We start from the raw sequence: 20,585 nt of genomic DNA, 5'->3' as shown, positions 1-20,585 counted from the left end.
CAAAAAAGCCGCCTGCAGTTGCTGCAAGCGGCTGTTCCAAGTGTGAGCGAATTGCAATATCGATTGGCCTACTTCGCGTTCGGGTTCGGCATCCAGGCCGGCATGGCGACATCGGCATGGGCGAACTGCGGCAGCTTGGCCGACAGGTCCTCCATATTCTTGATGTCCTTGTCGAGAAGGTCCTTCTGGGTGATCAGCGTCGGCGGCACGACGACGTTGTGTCCGGGGTCTTCGCCGGCCAGCAGCTGCGCCAGCGCACGCACCGAGACCTGGCCGACGACGGCCGGATTGGTGGCCGCGGTTGCCGCCCAGGCGCTGTCGGGCTCGCGCATCGCCGCAATGTCAGAGGTCGAGATGTCGGCCGAATAGATCTTGATGTCCTTGTTCAGGCCCGCCTCGTCGACGGCGATCTTCACGCCCTTGGCGAACTCGTCATAGGGAGCAAACATCACCTTGATGTCGGGATGGGCGGTCAGCACCGAGCGCGCCTGGTTGGCGACCGAGTTGGCGATCGGGTTGTCCAGCGTGCCGAACATGGCGACTTCGTTGATGCCCGAGTATTTCTTCTTCACGTCGACCCATGTTTCATTGCGGCGGTCGAGCGGGGCTATGCCCGCGACATAGACATAGCCGGCCTTCCAGCTCTCGCCATTGTCCTTGACCGCCTGCTCGAGCGCGAGGCGCGCAAGGTCGCGGTCTGACTGCTCGATCTGCGGGATCTTGGGGTTTTCGACGTTGACGTCGAAAGCGACCACCTTGATGCCGGCGTCGACCGCGCGCTGGGCGGCGTCCTTCATCGATTCCGTCAGGCCGTGCTGGATGATGATACCCTGCACGCCAAGCGCGATGGCCTGGTCGACCATGTCGGCCTGGAGGGCGGCGTCCTGGCGGCTGTCGAGCACGCGCAGGTCGACGCCGAGGGCCTTGGCCTGCGCCTCGACGCCGGACAGATAGGCCTGGAAGAAGTCACCGGTCGAGAGATAGCGCACCAAGGCGATCTTGACGCCTGGCTTGTCGAACGGCGCCGGGCGATCGGCAGCCAGGGCCGTCCCTTGCACCAGCAACGCCGCGCCGGCGAGCCCGAGCGCTGCTTTGCCCAAAAGTCTTCTTGTGATGTTCACGTCGTTTCCTCCACTTGTTGAAATGCAACCCGGTCGAAATCTATGTCCTGCCCCTGCCGGAAAGAGCGAAGGTGAAGACAAGGGCGACGACCAGAACGGCGCCCTTGATGAAATCCTGCGTGTAGTACGGCGCGTTCATCATCGTCAGGCCCTGCAGCAGGACACCGACGAAGACGGCGCCGACAGCCGTGCCGAACGCGTTCGGCTTGGCGGCGCCTAGCACCGCGTAGCCGATGAGCGCCGCGGCGACGGCGTCGAGCAGCAGATTATTACCCGAGGCGATGTCGCCGCGTCCAAGCCGGGCGGCGAGCAAAATACCGCCGATCGAGGCAAAAACTCCTGAAATGATATAGGCCCAGATTTTGTATGCCTTGACAGGCGCGCCGGCGAGTTCGGCGGCGCGCTCATTGGAGCCGACGGCATACATCATGCGGCCGAAGCGGGTGTATTCGAGGAAGAACCAGATCAGCACCGCGAGCACCGCGAGGACGACGACCGAGACCGGAACGAGATTGGGAATGAAGAAGTCGAAGCGGTGGCGGCCGAGCGCCAGGAACGCCTCGCCGAACTTGCCGTTGGCGACCGAGCCATCGGGCATGGTCATGCCGGTGGCGATCGAGCGGCCTTCGGTCGGGATGCGCTGCAGGCCGACCAGCAGGAACATCATGCCGAGCGTCGCCAGCAGGTCCGGCACGCGCATATAGACGATCAGCCAACCATTGATGAGCCCAACAATAACGCCGATCAGCAGGCAGACGATGACCGCGACGACAGCGTTCTGCTCCAGCACCACCATCACATAGGCCGCAGCCATCATGGCTGACGTGGCGACCGAGCCGATCGACAGGTCGAAGCCGCCAACGACCAGCGTGGCGGTGACGCCAAGCGCCAGCACGCCGGTGATGGCGACCGACTGAAAAATGAAGACCGCGCTTTGCGGCGAAACGAAACCGTCGGCGGCGATCGCGAAATAAGCGACGAGCCCGAACAACAGGACGATGAAACCGTAGCGGATGGCGTGGTTGCGCTGCGTCATTCAGCGCCCCCGCGCGCCGCTGCCGTTTTTACCCAACTCGAACCCATGCTCTCCATTCCAATTGTCATCGTCAGCTCTTCAATTCCAGCCGGTCAAGCCGCGCGGTGCGGCAGCCCGCCGGCCACCTCGGCCAGCAGGCGATCGAGATCGATGTCCGCGTTGCGGTGTTCGCCGACAATGGTCTGCTCCGACATCACCAGGATACGGTCGGCCGTCTCCAGCGCCTCGTCGAGTTCGGTGACGAACAAAAGCGTCGCGCGGCCATTGGCGCTTGCCCTCAGCTTGGCTGCGATGTCGCGCCTGGCCGAGATGTCGACGCCTTGAAACGGCTCGTCGAGAATGAACAGGCTTGCATCCTGCGCCATCCAGCGGGCGACCATCACCTTCTGCTGGTTGCCACCGGACAATGCCGACATTTCGTCCTTCTCGGAGCGGCAGACGATGCCCAATTCCTGGATCTGCCGGCGCGCCGTGGCGCGTTCCAAGCGGCGCTTGAGCACGCCCAGGTTCGACATCCGCCTCAGGAACGGCAGGCTGACATTGCGCTCGATGTTGAAGCCGCCGACGATGCCGCTGGTGGCGCGATCCTTTGCGACGAGGAAGACACCGGCGGCGATCGCGTCGCCGGCCGAGCGCGGCGCGTAGGGCTTGCCGTTCATCGTCATGGTGCCGGCGAGAGGCCTGCGCACGCCGAACAGCGTCTCGGCAAGCGCTGTCTTGCCGACGCCGACCAGCCCGGTGACGGCAACGATCTCGCCGTCGCCAAGTGTCATCGAGATCGGCCTGGCGCCCTGGGCGATGCGCAGGCCTTCGACGGTCAGCACCGCCTTGGCCGAGTGCCTGGCGACGATCTGGTCGAGGTGGATCTTACGGCCGAGCATGGCATTGACCGCACCTTCGTAGTCGAGCGGCTTCTTGTCGAAGACGCCGGACACGGCGCCGTCGCGCATCGAGACGATGCGGTCGGCAAGCCGCCTTATGTCGGACATGCGGTGCGAGATATAGAGGATCGCCACGCCTTGCGCGCGCAGCCTGTCGACCAGCGCAAAAAGCCGATCGGCTTCGGCGCTCGATAGCGATGAGGTGGGTTCGTCGAGGATCAGCACTTTCGGCTGATGTGCCAGCGCGCGGGCAATCGCCACCATCTGGCGATCGGCCAGCGAGAGATCGCTGACGCGCGCCTTCAAGTCGATCGCCAGGTCCATGCGGTCGGCAACCGCCTTGGCCTCGCGACGCACACGGACCGGGTTGAAGAGCACCGGGGCGCCACTGCCGCTCAGCCTGTCCAATGTCAGGTTGGTGGCCACGTCAAGGTCGGCGACGACACCGTCATTGATGTTCTGGTGAACGGTGACGACGCCAGCGCGGATCGCTTCCGCCGGTCTTCCCGGCGCAAAGTCCTGGCCGGCCAGGGTCATGGTGCCGCCGTCGCGCTCGTAGACGCCGCTGACGATCTTGACGAGGGTGGATTTGCCGGCGCCGTTGGCGCCCATCAGGACGGTCACTTCACCGGCATGGAGTTCGAGCGAGACGCCGCCAAGCACCTCGTTGCGGCCAAAGGATTTCCTCAGTCCCTCTACGCGGAACACGGCATTGCCGACCATGCGTTCCTCCCTGACGGTGACGCTATGGGCTACATCGGCAATTGTCAACACGATTGACAATTGCCAGAGCGCTACCTAGCTTGGCCCCGCCGCCGTGGCTCCGCTATGATAGGGGACGAGCAGGAGAGGTGAGGATGACCGGGAAGACGCCGTTCGAAGCACTGTCGGTGGAGACGCTCGCCACGCGGCTCGGCAGCAACGAGGCGCTCACCCAGCGCATCGGCGAGGACACCAGCCGCTGGAAGGTGCGCGAGGTCGGCGATGGCAATCTGAATCTCGTCTTCATCGTCGAGGGCGGCAAGGGCGCGGCGGTCGTCAAGCAGGCCCTGCCCTATGTCCGGCTGGTCGGCGACAGCTGGCCGCTGCCGCTGAAGCGTTCCTTCTTCGAATATCACGCGCTCACGCGGCAGGAGGCGCGCGCGCCGGGCTCGGTGCCGGCCATCTACCATTTCGACGAGACCCAGGCGCTGATCATCATGGAGTATCTGTCGCCGCACATCATTTTGCGGCGGGCGCTGATCGAGGGCCGGCAATTGCCGAACATTGCCAGGGATATCGGGCTGTTCATGGCCCGCACCCTGTTCCGCGGCTCCGACTTCTCGATGGTGACCAAGGATCGCAAGGCGGACCTGGCGCTGTTCGCGGACAATGTCGAGCTGTGCGACATCACCGAGAATCTGGTGTTCTCCGATCCTTATTTCGACGCCAAGATGAACCGGCACACTTCGCCGCAGCTCGACGCCCTGGTCGCCGAGTTGCGCGCCGACCGCGACCTCAAGGTGGAAGCGCAGCGCCTGAAGCATCTGTTCGCCGCCAATGCAGAGACATTGCTGCATGGCGACCTGCATTCCGGCTCGATCATGGTCACCGATAGAGAGACCAGGATGATCGACCCGGAGTTCGCCTTCTACGGGCCGATGGCCTTCGACGTCGGCATGCTGCTCGCCAATTTCTGGATGGCCTTCTTCTCGCAGCGAGGCCATGAGCAGAACGGCAAGCGCGACGCCATGCGCGCTTATCTGCTCGATGTCACAGCGCAGACATGGTCGGTATTCCGCACCGAATTCTCGCATCTGTGGCGCACGGAACGCAACGGGATGCTTTATCAAAAGAGCCTGTTCGAGGATCAGGGCGACAGGCTCGGCGCCGAGCAGGCGCTCGACCATGTGCTGCACCAGATCTGGGACGACCTCCTCGGCTTTGCCGGCATCGAGGTGCACCGGCGCATCCTCGGCCTCGCCCACAATGCCGATTTCGAAACCATTGCCGACGAAGACCTGCGCGCCACATGTGAAGCGAGGGCGCTGAAGTTCGGCCGCCACATCGCCGTCAATAGGCGTCATATTCACAGCATCGACGAGGTCAACAACCTGGCCGCGCTGATCGAACAGGAGAACCGCATTTGAACGTCGGCGAGCGCCACTATCGCACCATCTGGCTGAGCGACGATGGGCGCTCGGTGGAGATCATTGACCAGCGCTGGCTGCCGCATAACTTCCGTATCGTGAAGGTCGACACCGTTAATGGCATCGCCACCGCCATCCGCGACATGTGGGTGCGCGGCGCGCCGCTGATCGGTGTCACCGCTGCCTATGGCGTTGCCATGCAGATGGCGGACGATCCGGCGGATGCCGCGCTCGATGCCGTCTGGGAGACGCTCCACGAGACGCGTCCCACGGCGATCAATCTGCGCTGGGCGCTGGATGAGATGCGGCGGTTCCTGCGGCCGCTGCCGACGGAACAACGCGCCGCAGCCGCCTATCGTCGCGCCAGCGAGATCGCCAACGAGGATGTCGGGCTCAATCGCGCCATCGGCGAGAACGGTCTCGCCATCATCAAGGACATCGCGGCGCGCAAAAAGCCGGGCGAAACCGTCAACATCCTGACCCATTGCAACGCCGGCTGGCTGGCTACCGTCGACTACGGCACGGCCACCGCGCCGATCTACCTGGCAACGGAGGCCGGCATTCCGGTCCATGTCTATGTCGACGAGACGCGGCCGCGCAACCAGGGCGCCCAGTTGACGGCTTGGGAGATGGCCGGCCACGGCGTGCCGCATACGCTGATCGTCGACAATGCCGGCGGCCATCTGATGCAGCGCGGCGCAATCGACATGGTCATCGTCGGCACCGACCGCACGACGGCCGACGGCGACGTCTGCAACAAGATCGGCACCTATTTGAAGGCACTCGCCGCCGCAGACAATGACGTGCCGTTTTACGTTGCGCTGCCTTCGCCGACCATCGACTGGACGGTGGGCGACGGACTTGCCGAAATCCCGATCGAGGAACGCTCCGGCGACGAGGTTTCGCTGGTGTGGGGCAAGACCGCGAGCGGCGAGATCGCCCAGGTGCGCGTCTCGCCGGAAGCGACGCCCGCGGCAAACCCCGCCTTCGACGTGACGCCGGCGCGGCTGGTCACCGGCCTGATCACCGAACGCGGCGTCGCCAAGGCCTCGCGTGAAGGGCTGAAGGCGATGTTCCCGGAGCGTGGATAGCCGGCTCTCGCAAAGGCAAGGAACCACCTTTCGCTGTTCAGAAGGTGCTGCTCTTTGCGATCTCCAGCGAATTGACGAAATCCAGTGAACGCCGCAGCGCGCTCCGAATGGTGGCGATATCCACCGGCGCGCTCCGCCGTTGGGGATCACGGCGCTGCGGGCGCCGCAGCCGCAATGGCAGTTCGATGCTGACCGGCAGCGTCGCGGGAAGCGTTGCCCAGTACGGTTCGTAGCCGATCGAGCCGTCGCCGATAGCGCAAAATGTCCATCCCTCCCCGGTGCTGACGACATCCTTCAGATGAGCATGCCCAACGGCATCGATGGCATCAGCGATATCTTGCGCCGGCTGCACCGTCTCGTTGCTGTAGGTAAAGACATTTCCGGCGTCGTGGTTCAGGCGCACGTGTCGCGATCCGATGTCCCGAATGAAGCTTGCCCCCAGCCGGGCACTGCCGAGCAGATCGCCTTGGCCATGTCCGGGATTCTCGAGCGCCAGCACGATGCCGACTTCCTCCAGCCTCGGCAGGAGGGCGTCAATCGTTTTGCGGATCGCCGCGCTGTTTCTCGCCGGGCCGGCATTGGTAATCAGGAAGGACGCACCAAGACCGGCGGCAAAGCCGATGCGGCGGGACAAGGCGTCGACGGCATCGGCCCCCGACAGGTCGAGATGAGCCGACACGGCATTGATCCCCAGCCCGGCATGTTCCGCTGCCTGGCGCAACTTCGCGGCGTGCGCAGCCGCAAACATGCCTTCGTCGAAATCGACATAGCCGCGGATGAAGGCCGGCTCGACATGGAGGGCGCCGGCCGCCGCAATCTCCTCGAGGGCCAATTCCATGGGATAGCCATCGAAGAGCGCGGTCGATACCGAGGTCCGGCGCGGCGAAGGCAGGGCTCAGGCTCCCTTGCCGTAGACGATCAATTCCGAGGCTTCCTTGACCTTGGCAGGAGACAGCGCTTCGCGCCAATCGTCACGGACCACGACGCCCTTGGCGAACCGCATCAGGCGTAGCGCCGCATCGGACGGCACTTTCGGAGAGAAGCCGAACCACATGGCAATCTCGACGTTCAGATGGCCTATCAGGAAGTCCATCGCGGCCTTCCTGGGAATGCCATATTTGCGTTCGCACTCCTCGACAGCCTCGACCATGGTGTCGACGAAGGGCATGGCCACCATTTCGGACAGGCCCGGCTCCAGGATCGCCAATTGTTCGACCGTGACGCGATGGCTGTCGATGATCGGCGACCACATGGCCCTGCACACTTCCTCGCCAAGCGCATAGTGCTCTTCCGGACCTTGCATCAGGGCACAGACGATCGATTGCCTGGCGATGCCGCCATGGTAATCGCGACGCGCGGCCCATTCCGTCTCTTCGCCGAACAGTGGCGGATGGCAGGGATGGCCGACGAAATAGGTGAGATCCGGCCGATCCGCGGGCAAGTCGCCGGCATAGGGCGCTGCCGCATCCAGAATGAGGATCATGGTGCCCGCGGCAAGCATCGGCGAGATCTGCCGCGCCACCTGGCCGATGATATTGTCCGGCAGGGCCATTACCACCACCTTGGCGCCGGGAATGCCCTCGTCCATGGCGACGGCGCCGATATCGGCCTCTCCCAGCCGCTTGCGGCCGGCCTCGCCGATCTCCACGGCGCGGACATCGTAGCCCGCTTCGATCAACTTGCGTGTCACGCGGAAGCCCATCTTCCCTCCGGCTCCAAGCACCGCCACGGATGTCGTCATTTGCTTCTCTCCCATTTGCCTTGATGGCGCGCCGGTGGCGCAGATTCAGCCGAACGCTTGCAGCGCGGCTTCGAGCTCCGGATGCGTGGCGGCGTAGTCGCGTGCGGGAACCCCTGCCGCCGCGGCTTCGAAAGCATCATGCAGGCTTCGAACGCCGGCGGCCGGCCCGCCTGGATGCGCCATGATCCCGCCGCCGCAGCAATAGATGAAATCGTCCGAGCCGAGCCTCGTATAGGTCTCGGCCGCCTGCACAGCGGTCTGTCCAGACGAAAACACCGGCATGACCGTATCGGGACGGCCAGCCCGCTCGAACATCGGGGTGAGACAGCCATGGGCCGACGCCATCACCGATTCGTCCGGCTCGCAGAACTTGTTGGACAGCCCGTTGACGTGCATGTGGTCGATGCCCGCCAGACGCCAGAATTTCTGATAGGCGAGATAGCTCATGCCGAGATCGGGAGAGCGGCTGAAGAGGCCCCAGCCGGCCCGATGGCCGTGCAGCGCAACGGCGGAGTGGCGACGGATCTCGATGACGGCGGACAGGCCGACGGAATTCAGGACCAGCATGGCGCAGGTCCCGCCACGGCGCTCGATCAGATCCAGCTGGCGACGCATGGCGTCGATGTCACCGGAAATGTTGGCCGCATACATGACCTTGCGCCCGGTCCTGTCGGCGTGCCCGTCTATCACCGCCATGACCGCTTCGTACCGGTGTTCGAACGGCGAATGCGGAGGGTCTCCCATCAATTCGTCGTCCTTGATGAAATCAAGACCCGCGGCAATCAGCGTGTCGGCCAGGGTCGCGGTCTCCTGCGGGGTAAGACCAACGCTCGGCTTGACGATGGTACCGATCAGCGGGCGTCCTTCGACGCCCGTCAGGCGACGCGTTCCCTCGACGGCGAAGGCCGGCCCTGGATAGGCATCCGCGAAGGCATCGGGAAAGGTAACGTCGAGGAGACGCATGGCCGAGAAATGATGCAGCTCGAACAGATTGCCGAGAACCGTCGACCAGACCGAAGCCAGCACTGGCCCCGTATTCTCGATGTTCCAGGAAAGGCCCACCTTGGCCCGGCGCGGCCTCACGGTCGCATTTTTTGGCGAGCGCGAGAACGGCAACGCCTCACTGTCGACCTCGGCAACATCGCTGATGAATTCGACGCGGGCTCCGAACTTGCGCAGCAGCTCCGGCGTTTCTCCGGGTATGGCGCGGAAAGTCCCGCTTGATTGTTCGCCCGCCATCGCAGCCGCGGCAACCTCCAGCGGGTAGCGGGTTTCGATCAGATAGGTGGCGCGGAGGCGACCGGACAATGCAGGCTTCCCGACTGGAATGACGTTCACGGAGTGACCGTTAGCACCAAAAAGAAATCATGTCATCATATGAGTTTTCTCGGGCAAAAAAATTTCGGCGGCCGCTCAGCCGGCTCCGCCGCCGGCCAGTTTCGAATAGAGCTCGTTGGCGCGGCCAATGTGGTCGGCCATTGCCGCGCTCGCGCCTTCCGGATCGCCGCCGGCGATTGCCTTGTAGATCCGCTCATGCTCCTCGACCGTCAGCCGCTCGGCGCCTTTCATCGCCACCAGATCCCGCTTGAAACGGGACAGCCATTCGAGCATTCCCTTCGCCACCGCCGCTATCATCGAATTGCCGCTCATCTCCGCAATGACGGCGTGGAACTCCATGTCGGCAGCTACAAACCGGGCTTGGTCGCCCTTTGCCTCGCGCAAATGACGCAAGGTCTCCGCGAGGCGTTCCAAACTCTTGGCCGTAGCGCGCCGCGTGGCTATCCGAACCAGGCCGGTTTCCAGCAAGAGCCTGACTTCCTTGAGTTCTTCAAGCCCGCGAGAGTTCGTCGCCAGCATCATGACCATCGCCGCTGAGACCTGATCGACGATGACATCAGGCGTCGGATTGATGACGCGGGCACGTTCTCCGTGCGAGATCCTGATAAGTCCCATCTGCTGCAGCGACAGCATCGCTTCCCGGATCGAGGGCCGGCCGACGCCGATCATCGTCATCAGTTCCTTTTCCGACGGCAATTGAGAGCCGGGCGGGAATTCGGATGTCGAGATTGCCGCCATCAACCGGTCAAGCACCTCCACATACAGTTTCTTTTTCTGGACCGGCTCCATCCGTCCCTCCCTGGGTGTTCGCGGAACAATCGATCCCGAGTCGCGTCGGCGGACAAGGGTCCCGCCATCGATTGACATTACATATATGATGACCTAACGTCCGTCTACGGCTGGATTTGGACCGGTCGCCAGTTGCCGGGGCAGGCCGGCTCCGTTTGGCCAAGGAAAGAACGAAGCCGACGGCTGAGTTCGTCTCGTCCTTAATCGAAGGAGGTTTCGGCAATCGAGGTTCCGGTGCCCGCTTGCCTATTTGGTATGCTGGTATAACATGTAGCTGGTATGGCGTCTTTCGGAGGATGTCGTAACGGAATGGCAGAAGGCCGACGTATCGGCCGGTGTTTTTTGGGAGGAAAATATCATGAAGTTTTCAACCGTGGCGGCGCTTGCCGGCGCCGCGCTGGTCAGCGTCTCGGCTGTGCCGGCAATGGCGTCACCGGATGCGCCGGTGATCGCGCTCGCCAACGCCTATTACGGCAACACCTGGCGGCACCAGATGGTGGAGGCTTTCGAAGCCTCGGCCAAGGAAGCCAAGGCGGCCGGTCAGATTGCCGACTACATCGTCATGAACGGCGACGGCTCGGTGGCGCAGCAGAACAGCCAGATCGCCGAACTGATCCTCAAGAAGGTCGACGTGCTCGCCGTCGATGCCGCCTCGGAAACCGCAGTCAACGGGATCATCGAAAAAGCCTGCAAGGCCGGCATCATCGTCGTTTCGTTCGATTCGGTCGCCTCGGCGCCCTGCAACTACCAGCTCAACTTCGACTTCAAGGGCTACAAGGCAGCCCAGGCCGAGGCCGTCTTCAAGATGATCGGCGGCAAGGGCAACGTCATCCAGGTGCGCGGCGTCAAGGGCTCGGCGCCCGACAACGACATGTTCAACGCGCAGCAGTCGGTGCTGGCCAAATATCCCGATATCAAGGTTGTCGCCACGGTCTACGGCCAGGCGACTGCGTCGGTCGCACAGGCGGCCATTGCCAACGTGCTGCCCTCCCTGCCGCATGTCGACGCCGTGCTCGCACAAGGCGGCAGCGACGATGTCGGCATCGCCCAGGCATTCGTCCAGTATGGCGGCGACTATGCCGGCAAGATGCCGATCATCGAAGGCGGCGGCGGCACCGACTTCGTCAAGTGGTGGGCCGAGGAGAACGCCAAGAACGGCTACCAGACGGTCTCGATGAACACCACGCCCGGGATTGGCGGCGCCGCGTTCTGGCTCGGCCTGTCGCTGCTCAAGGGCGCCAAGGCACCCAAGATGATGATCATGCCGGTGGCTACCGTCGATGCCGGCAACCTCAAGGAATATGCAAAGCTGCCGGGCGGCCAGATCATCAGCCCCAGCTATTCGCTCGACTGGGTCAAGCAGAACCTGCTGAGCAAGTAAGATTGGCAATGCGAGGGACCGGGCGCCGCGGAACGGCCGCGCCCGGTCCCTGCCCGTGAAGAAACGGAGGACGAATGTCCCATCTCGCCGTAGCCCCGGAAGGCGCAGCCGCCGCGGTGCTCGCCGATCCGACCCGGCAGAGCGTTGTTTCGCTTTCCGGGATCACCAAGAGCTTCGGACCGACGCTGGCGAATGCAGAGATCGACCTCGCCGTCTCCACCGGCGAGATCATCGGGCTGGTCGGCGGCAACGGCGCCGGCAAATCGACGCTGATGCGCATCCTGTGCGGGGCGATGTGGCCGACCCTGGGCTCGATTTCGTTTGCCGGCCAGAATATCGGCTTCGCCGGCTACGACACGGCGGAAGCACAGCGCCGCGGCATCCGCATGGTGCACCAGGAATTGTCGCTGTGCGCCAACCTCTCGGTGGCCGAAAACTTCTTCCTGGAAATTCCGGCGGATGCCGCCAACCGGCCGGGCTGGCGGGCACTCTACAGGGCGCGCGCCCGCTCGGCGCTGGACGCCGTCTTCCCCGCAAACGGCATCGATGTGAATGCCGAAGTCGGCCACCTCTCCATCGCCGAACGGCAAATGGTCGAGATTGCGCGCGCCGCCGCGACCCCCGGTGTCAAGCTGATCGTTCTTGACGAACCGACCTCCTCGCTCGATCTCGATCGCTCGAGACAGTTGCGGGCCTTCATCCGCGAGCGGGCCAAATCCGGCCTCGCCTTCATCTTCATCAGCCACAAGCTTCAGGAAATCATCGACATCGCCACCCAGGTGGTCGTGCTGCGCAATGGACGCACCGCCTGGCGCGGCGATGTGGCCGAGACGTCGATCGGCAGGCTGGTGCAGCTCATGGGGGGCGACGCCAACTCGATCCACCAGCATGGTACCGCCACCACCGGCAGCCGCGAAGCGCTGGTGCGATTGTCCGGGTTCCTGACGGCCGAACTCGGCCGCGACATCGAGATCGGCCGCGGTGAAATCATCGGATTGGCAGGCCTCGAAGGCAGCGGCCAGAAGGAGTTGCTGCACGCAATCTTCAAGCCCGATTCCGGAACGGATGCGGCCGTCGCCAGGAACGGTGAAGCCGGTTTCATCGCGGGCGACCGCCAGAAGGAAGGCGTGTTCCCCTTGTGGAGCGTGCTTGGGAACATCAGCATCGGCGCCCTGGCACGCCGCCCGGCGCTGGGCCTGGTCTCGGACCGCGCCAACCGCGCGGCAGCGGCGGATGCCGCCGGCCGGCTGCGGCTCGACGAAACCCGCTTCGGATCCAACATATTGGAGCTCAGCGGCGGCAACCAGCAGAAGGCGCTCGTCGCCCGGGCGCTCGTCGCCGACACGCCGATCGTCCTGCTCGACGACCCGACGCGCGGCGTCGACATCGCCACCAAGCAGGACTTCTACCGCCTCTGCAACGACATTGCGCGAGGCGGGCGCACGCTCATCTGGCACACGACCGAAGATGCCGAACTCCTGGCCTGCGACCGCGTGCTGGTATTTTCCGGCGGCTGCATCGTCAAGGAACTGGCCGGCGAAGCGATCACGGAATCAGCCGTCGTTGGCGCATCCTTCGCCCAGCAGACGGATAAAGCTGCCAGTGCGAGACGCAGCGGCGCTGCCGGCGCCGGGCTTGCCCGCAGGCTGGTGAGCGCTGCCCCCTTCATTGGTCTTGCCGCGGTGCTGGCTGTGATGATCTCGGCCAATCCGGCGGTCGCCTCCATTTTCGGGCTCGACCTCTTGCTCATGCCGGCGCTGTCGCTGGTACTGGTGACCGCGGCGCAGATGTTCATCGTCGGCGGCAGCGAGATCGACCTCGGCGTCGGGGCGTTCGCGGGGCTCGTCAGCGTGCTCAGCGCCACGCTGCTCTACGACCAACCGTGGCTCGGCGCCCTGGCGCTGGCGGCGGCGATCGTCGCCTATGCCGGGCTCGGCGGCCTGATCCAGGCGCGCAAGATCCCGGCCATCGTCGTCACGCTGGGCGCCTCCTTCATCTGGGTCGGGATAGGCTATGCGCTGCAGCCGACGCCCGGCGGCGCCAGCCCCGAATGGCTGTCGACAATGTTCAACTGGTCGCTCGGCTTTGTGCCAACCTCGATCATCCTCATCGCCGCGGTGGCAGTCGTGGTGTTCGTGATCGACCGGTTGCCGCTCGGCGTGGTGCTGCGCGGTTTCGGCAACAATCCGACCGCGATGATCCGTTCCGGCTGGTCGCCGACGCGCTACGCGCTGGTGCGCTACCTCGTCGCCGGGCTATTCGCCGCCGCCGCCGGCCTGTCGCTGACGGCGATCAACACGGCGAGCGACATCAATTCCGGCAATTCGTTCACCCTGCTCAGCGTCGCCGCCGTGGTGATGGGCGGCTGTTCGCTGCTGGGCGGCGTCATCTCGCCGGTCGGCGCCGTCGCCGGCGCGGTCACGCTGGCGTTGATCGGCGCCCTGCTCGGCACGCTGAGCGTGAGCAGCGACTTCAACGCAGCGACGCAGGGACTGATCCTCATCGCGCTGCTGACCTTGCGCAGCCTGACCGCGGACCGCAGGAGCGAACAATGAACGCGTTTGCCGCCTTCAGCCCTTGGGCGCAGAAAAACCGCTGGATCTGGTCGGCGATCGGGGTGCTGCTGCTCTGGCTGGTGCTGTCCATCGTCACCAACCGCTTCAGCCTCTCCAGCCTGTCGGGCATCGTTCTGTCGGCCTCGTTCCTAACGGTCGTCGGCATCGGCCAGATGTTCGTCGTCACCACCGGGCGCGGCAATATCGACCTTTCCGTGGCCTCGGTGATCACGCTCAGCGCCTTCGTGGCGCTGCTGACCATCAAGGGCCAGGACGCCAACCTCGCCGTCGGCGTCGGCGCCGCGATCCTGCTCGGCCTTGCGGTCGGCGCTCTCAACGCGCTGCTCGTCGTCGGGCTGAACATACCGGCCATCATCGCCACGCTGGCGACGGGCTATGTGCTGGCGACCGCAACGCTGCTGTCGAACCGCGCGATATCGGGCTTCGCCGTCAGTCCGCTGTTGAAGACGCTGGCGACGGGCCGGGTAGCGGGCGTGCCGATCATGGCAGTCATCGCCATCCTGGGCGTCGCCGCAACGTCGTTCGTGCTACGCTATACCGTTTACGGGCAACTGCTCTCGGCAGTCGGCCAGAACCGCGCGGCGGCGCGGCTGGCAGCGATCCGCAACAACCGGGTCATCGCCTCGGCCTTCATCATCTCCTCGGTGCTGGCCTCGCTCAACGGGCTGCTGCTGGGCGCCTATATCGGCGGCGCCTTTCTTGAAATGGGCCAGCCCTATCTCCTGCAATCCATCGCCGCGGTGGTGCTGGGCGGGACGCTGATCTTCGGCGGCTCCGCGACGGCGCTCGGCACGCTGTTCGCCAGCATCCTTTTGATCCTCATCGTCACGACCATGCAGATCATCGGCCTGCCGCCCGGCGCGCAGGACATCGTCCAGGGCATCGTCGTCATTTTCGTTCTGGCGCTGGCCGGCCGGCAGGTGCTGTCGCGGCGCGCCGCCGTCGACCCCGCCGCCCTCGAAAGCGCTGCCGGCGACGGCACGGCGAAACCCGAGGCGGGCGCTGCGGCAATCAGGCCGCAGTGACAAAGCAGAGAATGATTTCTCTTGCCAAGATGGTAGAGTGATCATACCAGTAAATAAGGTGACGATTGGCGAAACCATCGTTCAATGTTTAGGAGCAAGGCTAGATGACGACGATCGCGCTGTTCGGTGCCGGCGGCAAAATGGGTTACCGCCTATCGACCAATTTCCGCGGCTCGCCCTATACGATCCGCCATGTCGAGGTCAGCGACGCCGGGCGCGAGCGGCTGAAGACCGGGCTGGGCTTCGATACGGTCAGTGCCGACGAGGCGCTGGAAGGCGCCGAGGTGGTGATCCTGGCGGTTCCGGACACCCATATCGGCAAGGTCGCGGCAAGCATCGAAAGCAAGCTTGCGCCGGGCACGATGGTGATCGTTCTCGATGCCGCGGCGCCGTTTGCCGGCCATTTGCCTGATCGTCCCGACCTGACCTACTTCGTCACCCACCCCTGCCATCCGCCGATCTTCAATGACGAAACCGACATGGCGGCCAAGAAGGATTATTTCGGCGGCGTCAAGGCCAAGCAGCACATGGTCAGCGCACTGATGCAGGGACCGGAAGCGGACTACGCCAAGGGCGAGGCCATCGCCAAGATCATCTGGGCGCCGGTGATGCGCTCGCACCGCGTTTCCGTCGAGCAGATGGCGCTGCTCGAGCCCGGCCTTTCTGAGACCGTGTGCGCCTCGCTGCTGGTGGTCATGAAGGAAGCTGTCGACGAGGTCGTGGCGCGCGGCGTCGACCAGCAGGCGGCCCTCGATTTCCTGCTCGGCCACATGAATGTGCTCGGCGCCGTAATCTTCGGCGAAACCAAAGGCGTGTTCTCCGACGCCTGCAACAAGGCCATCGAATTCGGCAAGCCGGTGCTGATGCGCGACGACTGGAAGCGGGTCTTCGAACCGGAAGAGATCGCAGCCAGCATCCAGCGGATTACCTGAGCGGGCCGCCGCTTAGATACAGATCACCTGAATTAGTGGTTGACTCATTATACCAGTTAGCTTTAGCTGTTCCCGGACTCGGATCGGTCATGCTTCGTTGGAAGTTTGAAGTTGATGCGAGTGAGACGGCGGGAGCGGAGCGAGGAGCAGTTCGGATGACAGCCGGCGATCGGCTCTGAAATCCGGGCGGCGCACTGCCGGCCCTGCCTGACGAATTCAATAGTAGATAGAGGCCTCGAAACGATCGAGGCCTGGGTTTCAACGGGAGGACTTCATGAAACTGACACGCAGAATGACGCTTGCTGCCTTCGCAGGCGTGCTGGCACTCGGCACGGCGATGCCCGCCTACGCGGCGGATCTCATCGCCATCATCACCCCATCGCACGACAATCCGTTCTTCAAGGCGGAAGCCGTCGGCGCCGAAGCCAAGGCCAAGGAATTGGGCTACGAGGCGCTGGTGCTGGTCCATGACGACGACGCCAACAAGCAGTCCGAGCTGATCGACACCGCGATCGGCCGAGGCGCGAAGGCGATCATCCTCGATAATGCCGGTGCCGACGCCACCGTCGCCGCCGTGCAGAAGGCCAAGGACGCCGGCGTCCCCTCCTTCCTTATCGACCGCGAGATCAACGCCACCGGCGTCGCGGTGGCTCAGATCGTCTCCAACAACTACCAGGGCGCCCAGCTCGGCGCGCAGGAATTCGTCAAGCTGATGGGCGAGAAGGGTAATTTCGTGGAGCTGGTCGGCAAGGAATCCGACACCAATGCCGGCATCCGTTCCAAGGGCTATCACGACGTCATCGACGACTATCCGGACCTGAAGATGGTCGCGCAGCAGTCGGCCAATTGGAGCCAGACCGAGGCCTATTCCAAGATGGAATCGATCCTGCAGGCCAATCCTGACATCAAGGGCGTCATCTCCGGCAACGACACGATGGCGATGGGCGCCTATGCGGCGCTTGCCGCGGCCGGCCGCAAGGACGTCATCGTCGTTGGCTTCGACGGATCGAACGACGTGCGCGATTCCATCACCTCGGGCGGCATCAAGGCGACGGTGCTGCAGCCGGCCTATGCCCAGGCGCAGATGGCGGTCGAACAGGCCAACGACTTCATCAAGAACAAGAAGTCGCCCGAGAAGGAAAAGCAGCTGATGGACTGCGTGCTCATCAATGGCGACAATGCCGCCAAGCTGGAAACCTTCGCGCTCAAGAACTGAGCCGGCGCAACGCGAACAGCGGGGGGCGAACCGAGGTTCGTCCCTCGCTCCTTTTCACCAGGATGCCTCGACCGCCATGCAGAAAAAGCCGAGTTGGCCGATCCTTGCCCTGACCGCCGGCATCGCGCTCAGCGCCTGCAAGATCCTTCCGACGCCATCGGCGCAAGGCGACGGCAATGCCTCCGCCTTCAACTCCGACAAGATGGTCGAGGACATCTGGGCGGCGAAAGTCATTCCCTATCTGCAGCAGAAGGCTGGACCGTTCGCCGAGGTCCATGCGCTGGCGAAGACCGATCCGGCCGCGGCCGGCGCCAAATACGGCAATCCGAAGAAGCAGGCGAATTCGCCATGGACTTTCGCGGTCCGCGTCGAAGGCAAGATCGTCGCCGCCAATACGCAGTCGCGCGCGGCCACCATCGACGTCGACGTCGAGGGTGACGGCAAGGCGGACGCGCGCGTCCAGATCGGGCCGGCGATGCGCGGCACGGCACTGCGCGACAGCCTCGACTTCGTCCAGTTCAACGACTTCACCAACCAGATCGACTTCGCCCAGTTCGGCAAAGCTTTCAACGCCCATGCGGCCAAGACGGTGCTCTCCAAGCTGCCGCGCGAGGCGCTGGAAGGCCGCACCGCCAAGGTGCTCGGCGCCTATACGATCGAAGGCGGCCAGGACCTGCCGCTGGTGACGCCGGCGGAGGCCGAGATCGGGCCGAAGCCATGAGCCAGGCCAATGGCCATGACGTCATCCTCAAGCTGGAGGATGTCTCGAAAGTCTATGCCGGCACGGTCGCGGTCAAGCAGGCGAATTTCGAAGTGCGCAAGGGCGCGGTCAACGTGCTGGTCGGGGAAAACGGCGCCGGCAAGTCGACGCTGATGAAGATCATCGCCGGCGTCGAGCAGCCGACCGTAGGGCGCATCCTGCTCGAAGGCGAAGAGGTCTCTTTCTCGTCGTCGGGAGATGCGGTCGACCGCGGCATCGGCATGGTGTTCCAGGAGCTGAACCTGTTCGGCAACCTTTCGGTCGCCGAGAATATCTTCGCCACGCGCGAGATCACCAACCGCTTCCGCAAGATCGACCGCAAGGAACAGGAGCGCCGGGCCGGTGAATTCCTGGAGCGGCTGGAAGCCGGCATCCGGCCCGACATGCTGGTCGAGGATCTGCGCATCGGCCAGCAGCAACTGGTCGAGATCGCCAAGGCGGTTTCGCTCGACGCCAAGATCCTCATCATGGACGAGCCGACCTCGGCGCTGAGCGCCGCCGAAGTCGAGATCCTGTTCAAGGTGATCGCCGACCTCAAGGCGCGCGGCGTCGCCATCGTCTACATCTCCCACCGGCTGGAGGAACTGATCCGCATCGGCGACTACATCACCGTGCTGCGCGACGGCCGCATCACCGGCCAGGAGCAGATGAAAAACGTCGATACGCAGTGGATCGTGCGGCAGATGATCGGCTCGGACGCCAAGGACTTCGCCAAGGCCGACGGCCATGTGCCGGGCGCGGAAATCTTCCGCGCCGAGGAGATCTGCCTGCCACGCGTCACCGGCGGGCTGGCGGTCGACCACGTCTCGCTGTCGCTGCGCGCCGGCGAGATTCTCGGCATATACGGGCTGATGGGTGCGGGGCGCAGCGAGCTGTTCGACTGCATCATGGGCCGTCACGGCCATGCCAGCGGCAGGATCTTCATCGCCGGAAAGCAGGTGAAGGAGCGCGACACGACGCGCCGCATCCAGCGAGGGCTGGCCTTGATCCCAGAGGACCGCCAGCGCGAGGGCCTGGTGTCGATCCTCTCGGTCGCCAGCAACCTGACGATGGCGAGCCTGTCGCGCTTCGTGCGCCTGTTCCATATCCGAGGCGGCGCCGAGCGGCAGGCCGTGATGCAGATGGTGCGGGAACTCGCAATCAAGGTCGCCGACCCGGCGCAGGAGGTCTCGTCGCTGTCGGGCGGCAACCAACAGAAGGTGGTGATCGGCAAGGCGCTGCTCACCGGACCGAAAGTGCTTCTGATGGACGAGCCCAGCCGCGGCATCGATGTCGGCGCCAAGGCCGATGTCTTCCGCACCATGCGCAAGCTTTCGCGCGACGGGCTGGGCATCCTGTTCGCCACCTCGGACCTCGACGAGGTGATGGCGCTGTCCGACCGCATCGCGGTGATGAGCAATGGCAGATTGACCGGCATGTTCGACCGCGCCGAAGCGACGGAGGCGGCGATCGTCGCCGCGTCGGCGCTGGGCCACGGACCGGCCGCACATGGGGAGCAACGCTGATGACTGACATTCCGGCCAAGGCTGCCGCTTCCTCCGCCTCCAGCGGCTCGGCGCTGCTGACGCTGATGAAGCTCAGAACCTTCATTGCGCTGATCGCCGTGCTGGTGTTCTTCTCGATCGCGGCGCCGAACTTCCTGTCGGCCGCCAATCTGATCCTGATGGCCAAGCACGTGGCGCTCAATGCCTTTCTCGCCATGGGCATGACCTTCGTCATCATCACCGGCGGCATCGACCTTTCGGTTGGCTCGATCGTCGGCCTGTGCGGCATGGTGGCCGGCTACCTCGTGCTCAACGGCATCGACCTGCAGATCGGCTACACCATCTATTTCAATGTCGTCGAGATCGCCTTGATCACGCTCGCGGTCGGCATGCTGATCGGCGCCGTCAACGGGCTGCTGATCACCAGGCTCAACGTCGCGCCCTTCATCGCCACGCTCGGCGTGCTCTATGTGGCGCGCGGCTTCGCGCTGCTTTCCTCCGACGGCCGCACTTTCCCCAATCTCGTCGGCAAGCCGGAACTCGGCACCACCGGCTTCGGCTTCCTGGGTGCCGGCCGGCTGCTCGGCCTGCCGGTCTCGATCTGGATCCTGATCGTGGTGGCGCTGGGGGCGGCCTATCTCGCCCACTACACGCCGCTTGGCCGCCACATCTTCGCCGTCGGCGGCAATGAGCGCGCCGCGCGCATCTCGGGCGTGCGCGTCAACATGGTCAAGATGTTCGTCTACATGTTCTCCGGCTTCTGCGCGGCAATCGTCGGGCTGATCATCTCGTCGGAGCTGATGGCCTCGCATCCGGCGACGGGCGAGAGCTTTGAGCTCAACGCCATCGCCGCGGCGGTGCTTGGCGGCACTTCGATGTCGGGCGGCCGCGGCACGATCGGCGGCACCATCGTCGGCGCCTTCGTCATCGGCATCCTTTCGGACGGGCTGGTGATGATGGGCGTGAGCTCGTTCTGGCAGATGGTGATCAAGGGCCTCGTGATCATCGTCGCCGTCGTCGTCGACCAGGCGCAGCGCCGGCTGCAGCAGCGCGTTACCCTGATGCAGATGGCAAAGGCGGGCTGA

Annotated in this window: 17 protein-coding genes; 10 read left to right on the top strand and 7 right to left on the bottom strand. The window is 64.3% G+C overall.

Annotation, left to right across the window (positions count from 1 at the left end):
• Positions 1–68: 68 nt before the first annotated feature.
• From LB547_RS11805 to LB547_RS11795, 3 genes are all read right to left on the bottom strand, one after another.
• A complete protein-coding gene (locus LB547_RS11805; RefSeq protein WP_140623603.1) occupies positions 69–1,121 on the bottom strand; it encodes a substrate-binding domain-containing protein in 1,053 nt (350 codons plus the stop codon).
• Between the two features lie 40 nt (positions 1,122–1,161).
• Positions 1,162–2,157, bottom strand: coding sequence for an ABC transporter permease (locus tag LB547_RS11800; RefSeq protein ID WP_140551153.1), 996 nt, complete (start codon positions 2,155–2,157; stop codon positions 1,162–1,164).
• Positions 2,158–2,249: 92 nt separating this feature from the next.
• On the bottom strand, positions 2,250–3,761 hold the full coding sequence (locus LB547_RS11795; RefSeq protein WP_140672579.1) for a sugar ABC transporter ATP-binding protein: 1,512 nt from the start codon (positions 3,759–3,761) through the stop codon (positions 2,250–2,252).
• A 134-nt stretch (positions 3,762–3,895) separates the two neighbouring features.
• On the opposite strand from LB547_RS11795, the gene mtnK reads away from it, so the two are divergent.
• Together mtnK and mtnA are read left to right on the top strand one after the other, a co-directional pair.
• Positions 3,896–5,167: an S-methyl-5-thioribose kinase gene (gene mtnK, locus LB547_RS11790; protein ID WP_140672578.1), complete on the top strand. Its 1,272-nt coding sequence runs from the start codon at positions 3,896–3,898 to the stop codon at positions 5,165–5,167.
• On the top strand, positions 5,164–6,258 hold the full coding sequence (gene mtnA / locus LB547_RS11785; RefSeq protein ID WP_140672577.1) for an S-methyl-5-thioribose-1-phosphate isomerase: 1,095 nt from the start codon (positions 5,164–5,166) through the stop codon (positions 6,256–6,258). The genes mtnK and mtnA overlap by 4 nt, the downstream gene beginning before the upstream one ends.
• 37 nt (positions 6,259–6,295) lie before the next feature.
• On the opposite strand, the gene LB547_RS11780 is transcribed toward mtnA, so the two are convergent.
• From LB547_RS11780 to nanR, 4 genes are all read right to left on the bottom strand, one after another.
• Positions 6,296–7,096 (bottom strand): sugar phosphate isomerase/epimerase family protein, encoded by an 801-nt coding sequence (locus tag LB547_RS11780; protein WP_140762503.1) that lies wholly within the window; start codon positions 7,094–7,096, stop codon positions 6,296–6,298.
• A gap of 57 nt (positions 7,097–7,153) precedes the next feature.
• The gene (locus LB547_RS11775) at positions 7,154–7,999 is read right to left on the bottom strand and encodes a phosphogluconate dehydrogenase C-terminal domain-containing protein (RefSeq protein WP_140655663.1); all 846 of its coding nucleotides are present in this window, start codon (positions 7,997–7,999) and stop codon (positions 7,154–7,156) included.
• A gap of 45 nt (positions 8,000–8,044) precedes the next feature.
• On the bottom strand, positions 8,045–9,307 hold the full coding sequence (locus LB547_RS11770) for a ribulose-bisphosphate carboxylase large subunit family protein (RefSeq protein ID WP_181175420.1): 1,263 nt from the start codon (positions 9,305–9,307) through the stop codon (positions 8,045–8,047).
• Positions 9,308–9,412: 105 nt separating this feature from the next.
• Positions 9,413–10,126: a transcriptional regulator NanR gene (gene nanR, locus LB547_RS11765; RefSeq protein WP_140497819.1), complete on the bottom strand. Its 714-nt coding sequence runs from the start codon at positions 10,124–10,126 to the stop codon at positions 9,413–9,415.
• Between the two features lie 358 nt (positions 10,127–10,484).
• Between nanR and LB547_RS11760 the strand changes: the two genes are divergently transcribed.
• The 8 genes from LB547_RS11760 (at position 10,485) to LB547_RS11725 (ending at position 20,585) form a co-directional block, all read left to right on the top strand.
• Entirely contained in the window at positions 10,485–11,507 is a 1,023-nt protein-coding gene (locus tag LB547_RS11760; protein ID WP_140520883.1) for an ABC transporter substrate-binding protein, read from the top strand.
• Positions 11,508–11,581: 74 nt separating this feature from the next.
• Positions 11,582–14,062: an ATP-binding cassette domain-containing protein gene (locus LB547_RS11755; RefSeq protein WP_140762505.1), complete on the top strand. Its 2,481-nt coding sequence runs from the start codon at positions 11,582–11,584 to the stop codon at positions 14,060–14,062.
• Entirely contained in the window at positions 14,059–15,108 is a 1,050-nt protein-coding gene (locus LB547_RS11750) for an ABC transporter permease (protein ID WP_140629130.1), read from the top strand. Before LB547_RS11755 ends, LB547_RS11750 begins: the two co-directional genes overlap by 4 nt.
• Positions 15,109–15,212: 104 nt before the next feature.
• Positions 15,213–16,040, top strand: a complete 828-nt coding sequence (locus LB547_RS11745) for a phosphogluconate dehydrogenase C-terminal domain-containing protein (protein ID WP_140497811.1) — start codon at positions 15,213–15,215, stop codon at positions 16,038–16,040.
• 274 nt (positions 16,041–16,314) lie between these two features.
• Entirely contained in the window at positions 16,315–17,256 is a 942-nt protein-coding gene (locus LB547_RS11740; RefSeq protein ID WP_140497809.1) for a D-ribose ABC transporter substrate-binding protein, read from the top strand.
• 76 nt (positions 17,257–17,332) lie between these two features.
• On the top strand, positions 17,333–17,977 hold the full coding sequence (locus tag LB547_RS11735; protein WP_140497807.1) for a DUF2291 family protein: 645 nt from the start codon (positions 17,333–17,335) through the stop codon (positions 17,975–17,977).
• A complete protein-coding gene (locus LB547_RS11730) occupies positions 17,974–19,521 on the top strand; it encodes a sugar ABC transporter ATP-binding protein (RefSeq protein ID WP_140514652.1) in 1,548 nt (515 codons plus the stop codon). The genes LB547_RS11735 and LB547_RS11730 overlap by 4 nt, the downstream gene beginning before the upstream one ends.
• A complete protein-coding gene (locus LB547_RS11725; RefSeq protein ID WP_140762507.1) occupies positions 19,521–20,585 on the top strand; it encodes an ABC transporter permease in 1,065 nt (354 codons plus the stop codon). The genes LB547_RS11730 and LB547_RS11725 overlap by 1 nt, the downstream gene beginning before the upstream one ends.

This window comes from Mesorhizobium sp. B264B1B, from assembly GCF_020165765.1.
GTDB lineage: Bacteria > Pseudomonadota > Alphaproteobacteria > Rhizobiales > Rhizobiaceae > Mesorhizobium.
This window is presented reverse-complemented; position numbering and strand designations above follow the sequence as displayed.